Source organism: Trichococcus sp., assembly GCF_055118575.1.
In genome coordinates this window covers 1-7,590 of record NZ_JBSQPW010000052.1, presented here as the reverse complement: position 1 = coordinate 7,590, position 7,590 = coordinate 1, and the positions used below count along the sequence as shown (strand labels likewise).

The 7,590-nt window shown below is 48.0% G+C and carries 7 protein-coding genes; 6 read left to right on the top strand and 1 reads right to left on the bottom strand.

Annotated features, from left to right (window positions below; all coding sequences use genetic code 11):
- The first annotated feature begins 214 nt into the window (after positions 1-214).
- From rapZ to ACTCCX_RS11765, 6 genes are all read left to right on the top strand, one after another.
- Positions 215-1,105: an RNase adapter RapZ gene (gene rapZ, locus ACTCCX_RS11790; RefSeq protein WP_463276172.1), complete on the top strand. Its 891-nt coding sequence runs from the start codon at positions 215-217 to the stop codon at positions 1,103-1,105.
- Positions 1,102-2,100: a gluconeogenesis factor YvcK family protein gene (locus ACTCCX_RS11785; RefSeq protein WP_463276171.1), complete on the top strand. Its 999-nt coding sequence runs from the start codon at positions 1,102-1,104 to the stop codon at positions 2,098-2,100. Before rapZ ends, ACTCCX_RS11785 begins: the two co-directional genes overlap by 4 nt.
- 42 nt (positions 2,101-2,142) lie before the next feature.
- On the top strand, positions 2,143-3,084 hold the full coding sequence (gene whiA / locus ACTCCX_RS11780; RefSeq protein ID WP_463276170.1) for a DNA-binding protein WhiA: 942 nt from the start codon (positions 2,143-2,145) through the stop codon (positions 3,082-3,084).
- A gap of 121 nt (positions 3,085-3,205) precedes the next feature.
- Entirely contained in the window at positions 3,206-3,541 is a 336-nt protein-coding gene (locus tag ACTCCX_RS11775) for a single-stranded DNA-binding protein (RefSeq protein WP_463276169.1), read from the top strand.
- Positions 3,542-3,702: 161 nt separating this feature from the next.
- Positions 3,703-4,416 (top strand): response regulator transcription factor, encoded by a 714-nt coding sequence (locus ACTCCX_RS11770; protein ID WP_463276168.1) that lies wholly within the window; start codon positions 3,703-3,705, stop codon positions 4,414-4,416.
- Positions 4,413-5,834 (top strand): ATP-binding protein, encoded by a 1,422-nt coding sequence (locus ACTCCX_RS11765; protein ID WP_463276167.1) that lies wholly within the window; start codon positions 4,413-4,415, stop codon positions 5,832-5,834. Before ACTCCX_RS11770 ends, ACTCCX_RS11765 begins: the two co-directional genes overlap by 4 nt.
- A 252-nt stretch (positions 5,835-6,086) precedes the next feature.
- On the opposite strand, the gene ACTCCX_RS11760 is transcribed toward ACTCCX_RS11765, so the two are convergent.
- On the bottom strand, positions 6,087-7,590 hold a 1,504-nt coding region (locus tag ACTCCX_RS11760; RefSeq protein ID WP_463276166.1), incomplete at its 5' end, for an LTA synthase family protein.

Below are 7,590 nucleotides of genomic sequence, written 5' to 3'. Positions count from 1 at the left end.
GGGCTAGCCGTAATGGGTTTGTTTTCGCCCATGAAGGTTAGCCAGATTAGGCGGAATCCCCTGCGAATCAGAACGCGTTTAAGAAAGAGCGTGATGATTTGCGTTCAGATAACCGAACAAAACTTAAGAATCACTAAAATATTCAGAAACAGACAAATGATACACCCGGTATGTTATAATGGATATATCTATTTTTTTGACTGGAGGAATTATCATGGCAGACACTCTCGAATTGGTAGTCATAACGGGGATGAGCGGCGCCGGAAAAACGGTCGCCCTTCAGACATTTGAAGATTTAGGCTATTTCTGTATAGACAATATGCCCCCAAGTTTGTTACCGAAATTTTGGGAACTTGTAAAAGAATCGGGTAAAATAAGCAGAATCTGCTTAGTGATCGATCTGCGCTCCCGTGCTTTCTTTGAAGAAATCATGTCTGCTGTGGACAGTCTGGACAACACTTCCTTCATCACGACCAAGGTCATCTTCCTCGATTCGAAGGATGATGTGCTTGTTTCCCGATACAAAGAGACAAGAAGAAGTCATCCCCTGACCCAATCAGGCGGAACTGTGCTGGAAGGGATCCGTAAAGAGCGGGAATTGCTTGAGGATATCCGCAATCGCTCGCAGTTGGTCATTGATACGAGCGAGACGACACCGCGCCAATTAAGGGAACGTCTTCTGGATACTTTCAAAGTCGACGACAAGGATGTTTTTCATATCGAAGTCGTATCCTTCGGTTTCAAGTATGGTTTGCCTATCGATGCCGACATCGTCATGGATGTCCGCTTCTTGCCCAACCCGCATTATGTGGATGACCTGCGTCCGTTGACTGGGCTGGATAAGCCGGTCTATGATTACGTTATGAAGCAACCGGAGACGGAAATCTTTTACAAGAAATTCATTGATCTGTTGGAATATATCATTCCCGGCTACAAAAAAGAAGGCAAGACCAGCGTGAATATCGCCATCGGCTGCACAGGCGGACAACACCGCTCGGTCGCTTTGGCGGAGCGGACCAGCCTGCAATTGAAGGGAGCGGGCTATCAAGTGAATACGACCCACCGTGATCGGAATAAACGCAAAGAGACGGTGAATCGGTCATGAGTCAAAATCCGAGCAGAACGAAGAAAATCGTCGTAATCGGAGGCGGAACGGGCTTGCCTGTCATTTTGGAGGAACTGAAGAACCACAATACGGACATCACGGCCATCGTCACGGTGGCTGATGACGGCGGCAGCAGCGGCATTATCCGCGACCACGTCAACATTGTGCCTCCAGGGGACATCCGCAACTGTCTGATTGCGCTCTCCGATATGCCGAAACTGGAAAAGGAAATTTTCCAGTACCGTTTCGATTCCAAGGAGTCCTTTGTTTCCGGACACGCCATCGGGAACCTCATCATCGTGGCCCTGACCGAAATGAAAGGGAGCATTTTTGACGCCATCCGGCTGCTGTCCGTTATGATGGGCGTTAAAGGCAAAATCTATGCCGCAGCTGACGAGCCGCTCTCACTCTATGCAGAGTTCAAGGACGGCACTGTCATCAAGGGTGAATCGAAAATCGCAAAAGGCCGTAAAAAGATCGAGCGCGTGTATGTCAAACCTTTGGATGAAACAAGGGAGGCTGTCGCTTCCCGTCACGTCATCAACAGTATCCTGGAGGCGGATATGGTCGTTATCGGACCGGGAAGTCTGTACACGAGCATTTTGCCTAACCTGATGATCCATGACCTCGGCCAAGCGGTCATCGATACCAAAGCCGAGAAAGTCTACATCTGTAATATCATGACGCAATTGGGCGAAACAGAGGGCTTCACTGATGCTGAGCATATCAAGGTATTGCATGATCATCTGAAAGCGAAATTCATTGACACCGTCCTGGTGAACACGGAAAAAGTTCCGGATGAATACCTGAATCAGCAAGCTGACGAAGAATATTTGCTGCAGGTCCGCCATGATTTCAAAGGATTGCGCGAAGAAAACTGCCGGGTCATTTCTGCCGATTTCCTGGATATGAAGAACGGCGGCGTATATCACGACGGCAAAAAAGTCGTTTCGGAACTGATCAATCTCATTTCCAATATAAAAACTATCTGTTGACCTTTTTTCTGATCGAAAGAAGCTGTCGGAAAGGAGGCGTATATGTCTTTTGCATCTGAAGTAAAAAAAGAATTGACGACCTTGGAAGTGCACCGCGAGCATGCAAAAGCCGAGTTGACCGCATTGATCCGGATGAGCGGTTCGGTCAGTATCTATAATCAGGCTTTCGTCCTGAATGTCCAGACGGAAAATGCGGCAATTGCAAGGCGGATGTATGTACTCCTAAAGGACCACTATTCATTCGAAAGCGAATTGCTGGTCCGCCGGAAAATGAAACTGAAGAAAAACAACGTCTATATCGTGCGCCTGAAGCAAGGCGTCCGGGAACTGCTGAGTGATCTGAACATTTTTGATGGACTGTCGTTCAAGACGCAAGTTTCCGAAGACATCATGAACAATAACCAGAAGGAGCGCTCCTATCTGCGTGGAGCTTTTATGGCCGGGGGATCGGTGAACAGCCCGGAAACGAGCCGTTATCATCTGGAAATCTATTCCAATTATGAGGACCATAATCAGGACATCTGCGACATGATGAATCACTTCGACCTGAATGCGCGGACGATCGAGCGGCGCAACGGTTTCATCACGTATCTGAAGGAAGCCGAGAAGATTGCTGATTTTCTGGCATTGATCGGTGCCCATAATGCGATGATGAAATTCGAGGATGTCCGGATTATCCGCGACATGCGTAATTCTGTCAATCGTTTGGTGAATTGCGAGAACGCCAATATGAACAAAACAATCGATGCGGCAGCAAAGCAAGTAGCCAACATCGAATTCATCGAAGCAACAGTAGGTCTGGAGAAATTACCGGATAAGCTAAAGGAAATCGCAGTCATCCGTTTGGAGAATCCCGACATCAGCCTCAAAGAGCTGGGCGAAATGATCCCGAGTGGAGTCATATCAAAGTCCGGCATCAACCACCGTTTGCGAAAAATAAACGATTACGCGGATTCGCTGAGGATGGGGAAAGCCATCCGCTGAGAAACGCAAATAGACCTGGGGACAATGAAAAGTCCTCAGGTTATTTTTTTTTATCAAAAAGCAAAACGCTTTTTTTGCGGATATTACAGACAGTAAGTCAAGCTGAAGGAGGAATGGAAGGATGAATCAAGTATCATTGATCGGTCGCCTGGTGCGGCCCATCCAAGTGCAACAGGTGAACGGCGAAAGGCAAGTATGCAACAATACGTTAGCGGTTCAGCGGTTAAGGAAAGCGGATGAAGGTCAGCCACAAGCGGATTTCATACCTGTCGTTTTTTGGGGAGCAACCGCCAATCTGTTAGAACAGTATTGCGCCAAAGGCAACCAAATCGGCGTCAACGGCCATTTGGTTTCGCGATCCTATGTCAACAAGCAGGAGCAGCACGTTTATGTTGTCGAATTGGTAGTGGAAGAACTGTACTTTGTGGAAGCGAAAAGAGAACAGGAAGCAGTCTGAGACTGTCAAAAAAAGCCCCGGATCAGGGGCTTTTTCTGTCGGAAACGGCGATTTCCTGATTATTTCACAGAAACTTCAAAGGTATGTGGTATCGTAGACGGGAAATGATGCCGCTTATCGGATAAAAAGATATAATGAAGGAAATGAAAAGGGGAGTCGCTATGGAAATTTTGATGATAGAAGACAATGAAGCCGTCTGCGAAATGATGGCGATGTTTTTTGAGAATGAAGGCTGGCAAGCTGCATTCAAGCATGATGGGAAAGAGGGCTTGGAGGCGTTCACGGCAGCAGAAAGAAAATGGGATATGATCATCCTTGATCTGAACCTGCCGAGCATGGATGGGATGCAGGTCTGCCGCGAAATAAGAAAAATTTCCGAGTTTGTGCCGATCATCATGCTAACGGCGCGCGATTCGGAAAGTGATCAGGTCATCGGTCTGGAAATCGGCGCGGATGAATACGTCACGAAGCCGTTCAGCCCGTTGACATTGATAGCCCGCATCAAAGCGATGCACCGTCGCGCTATGGTGGACCATTCGCAAGCACAGGCCGCGGACGATTTCGATGTGCTCACCGATCACGTCAAAATCAGCACGATTACGCGCGAAGCCTACCTGGATGGGAAACAGATCGAAAGTTTAACGCCGAAGGAATTTGAACTGTTCGCACTGTTGGCTGAACACCCGAAGCAAGTTTTTTCAAGGGAACACCTTTTGACCCGGATTTGGGAAGACCCTTATTACGGCGATGAACGGACAATCGATGCACACATCAAGAAATTGAGGCAAAAAATAGAAGCGGTCGGACCGCAAGTAATCCAAACGGTTTGGGGAGTCGGCTACAAATTCGACGACAGCGGAGTAGAGGAAAAATGAAGTACGTATACCAACAAATCCTGGCTTTTTTTGCATTGATCCTTTTGACCGTCAGTGTCACAGGCATTCTGATCATCCAGTACGTCACAGGTAATGTTTATGACGAGAAAGAGGCACAGTTGTACGGATATGCCGAATCGATCATCGATCAGAATATGACGATTCAACAGCTTGAGAGCGGTTCGGCTTTAGTGTCCAATCAGGATGTTTCTTTCGCCATTTTCGATGCTCAAGACCATATGGTTTATCCGCAATCGACGGAAGCTTACACGAGTGGAATCAGTACTGAAGATTTTGAAAGGCTTGCAGCAGGTGAACGGATTTCTTTGACGGAGCGGGATCGCGGCTTCCTGAACGAAAAGAAGCGTTTTTTGACGGTTTATCTCCCACTATTTAATGCGACGACGGCCGAGTTCACGGGCTTCATAGCGGTAGGCTCACCTGTAAAAGGGATTGAGGACGAAATCAATGAGATTGAGCACAACCTGCTTGTGGCTGTGTTGACTTCGGGCGGCATCGCGATTGTGTTGAGCCTCGGAATCGCCAATTATCTGACAAGGCGCATCAAACGCATGCGGAGGGCGACCCATGAGATTGCATCAGGTAATTTTGATATTTCGTTGGAGAATCATCACAAAGATGAATTCGATGAGCTCTCGGAGGATTTCAACCAAATGGCAAGGTCTTTGAAAGCCTCCAATGAGGAGGTCGAACGCCAAGAAAATTTGCGGCGTCAGTTCATGATGGATGTTGCTCATGAGATGCGAACGCCGCTCACGACAATCAACGGCATCCTGGAAGGAATCCAGCACCATATGATTCCTGAAGGAAGCCGGGACCGCAGCATGCAACTGATGCAGAAAGAAACCAAAAGGCTGATCCGTTTGGTAAACGAAAACTTGGATTACGAAAAGATCCGCTCCAACCAGATTATTTTAGTGAAGCAGGAATTTTCGGCTAAAGAAGCATTGGAGAATGTTGCGGAACAGATGCGGGCAAAAGCGCAGGCGAAGGATGACCTGATCATCGTCCAAGTGGATGCAGCGGACCGGATATATGCGGACTATGATCGCTTTATCCAGATCATGGTGAATCTCACTCAAAACGCTATCCAGTTCACGCAAAACGGCACGATTACCCTGTCGTCGTTCCGGGATGGTGAGCAACAGATCATCCAGGTCAAAGACACAGGCATCGGCATCGAGAAGAAGGACATCACCAGCATTTGGGAAAGGTTCTATAAAGTGGATGTTTCCAGAAAGAACACGAAATTCGGCGAATCGGGAATCGGGCTCGCTGTGGTCCAGTCCTTGGTGATGAATCATAAAGGAACGGTCGATGTGGAAAGCAATCCCGGAGAGGGAACGATTTTCACAATCAAGTTACCCACGAAAACAGCACTCGAAAAAAATAGTTAAAAGCAGGGCTGTCTCTTTGAAGACAGTCTTTTTTCGTGCAGAAGCCACAAACATGACGGAAGTTGTCGGATAACTTTGAAGAATCCGACAATCAGAGTACGTCCGCCCCAGAAGTTGTCGGATAACTTTGAAGAATCCGACAATCAGAGTACGTTCGCCCCGGAAGTTGTCGGATAACTTTGAAGAATCCGACAATCATCGGGGTGCCAACACTAAAAACGGCCGTCTCATTTTTGCGAGACGGCCGTTTGGTTATTCAACTGTTTCTGTCTGTTCTGTTGCTTGGACTTCTTCGGAAGCGGGTTGTTCTTCCGTCGCAGTCACTTCAGCAGCGGCTTGGTTAGCCGGGAACTCAGGCGCATCGGTCTGATAAAGCGGAACGCTTGAGATGCTGTTGTTCATATAGAATAAGGAAGTATTCAGGTCACCCAATTCGGCGATGTCCTCTTCCAGTTCGGCTGGAGAATCCACATAGCTGTGCTGACTCTTGTCGACCGGAACGAAGCCATCCGGGGTGTAGAAGCGAAGCAAGTCACCGTTGATGATCTGATCGGATATGGCGAGTTGCAGCTCAGCTTTTGCACGGATTTCAGCAATCTTTTGGGTCACATCTTCGGTCTGATAAGCAAGTGTGCCTGTCTGCGTATGGTAAACATTGTTGCCTAGAATAGTGTATTCGCTCGTCACGATGCTGCCGTTACGGAAAGTAACGATCCCCTCATGTTGCGCCGACAACAGATCCTGTCCAAGTTGGACATAAGCCGAAGTATCGACACCCAGAAGGTGCATCACGGTAGGCAAGATATCGATCTGGCCGCCATAGACGTCGCTGATCTGTCCGGTGCCGGAACCAGGATTATGGATGATGAAAGGGACCCGCTGCATCATGGCGTCGTCATAGGCGCCCCACAAATCCGCATTCGCTCCAATAAGTGGTGCCAACGTTTCGTTGCGTGAGCTGGATATTCCGAAGTGATCGCCATACAGTACGAAAATCGTATTATCATAAAGTCCTGCATCCTTCATATATTGGAAGAACTCTGCCAAGGCTGCATCGGCGTAGTGCACGGTATTGAAATAACCGTCAATCGTTTCATCCCCGGTATCTAGAGTGAAGGTGCTGTTCATCTCGTCTTCTGGGAACGGGAAGTGGTTCGAAACGGTTATGAACTTCGCATAGAAAGGCTGCGGCAATTGTTCCAGGTATTGAGCCGATTCCTGGAAGAACAATTTATCCTTCAACCCGTATTCGACCGAATTTTCATCCGTCAGTGTATAACTGCTGTCGGCATCAAAGAAATAGTCGTAGTCAAAAGATTTGTAAACATTGTCGCGATCCCAGAAAGAGCCGACGTTGCCGTGGAAAACGGCTGATGTGTAGCCATAGGTTTCGCTCAGAATGGCCGGTGCCGATTGGAACGTGTTGTCGGCCCCTATCTGGGTAAAAGCTGATCCTTGAGGCAATCCGAACAGCGAATTGTCCAGCATCAGTTCTGCGTCACTTGTTTTACCTTGCCCAGTCTGGTGGAAAATGTTGCTGTAACTGTAGGAATCACTGCTGTGATACAAGCTGTTCAGGAATGGCGTCACTTCTGTCGTCGTTCCTGTTTCGTCCGTAAGGGACAAATCGATCAGGAACTGTTGCATACTCTCGAGGTGGATGTAGACGACGTTTTTGCCTTCTGCTTGGCCGAAGTAGGTTTCGTTCGGCTCGGCGTAATGGTCATCCAAGTAATCCAATACGGTAGCCATATCT

Coding starts and splice junctions, on each gene's coding strand:
- ACTCCX_RS11785 (WP_463276171.1), top strand. CDS start 1,102: ATGAGTCAAAATCCGAGCAGAACGAAGAAAATCGTCGTAATCGGAGGC.
- ACTCCX_RS11765 (WP_463276167.1), top strand. CDS start 4,413: ATGAAGTACGTATACCAACAAATCCTGGCTTTTTTTGCATTGATCCTT.
- ACTCCX_RS11770 (WP_463276168.1), top strand. CDS start 3,703: ATGGAAATTTTGATGATAGAAGACAATGAAGCCGTCTGCGAAATGATG.
- ACTCCX_RS11775 (WP_463276169.1), top strand. CDS start 3,206: ATGAATCAAGTATCATTGATCGGTCGCCTGGTGCGGCCCATCCAAGTG.
- rapZ (WP_463276172.1), top strand. CDS start 215: ATGGCAGACACTCTCGAATTGGTAGTCATAACGGGGATGAGCGGCGCC.
- whiA (WP_463276170.1), top strand. CDS start 2,143: ATGTCTTTTGCATCTGAAGTAAAAAAAGAATTGACGACCTTGGAAGTG.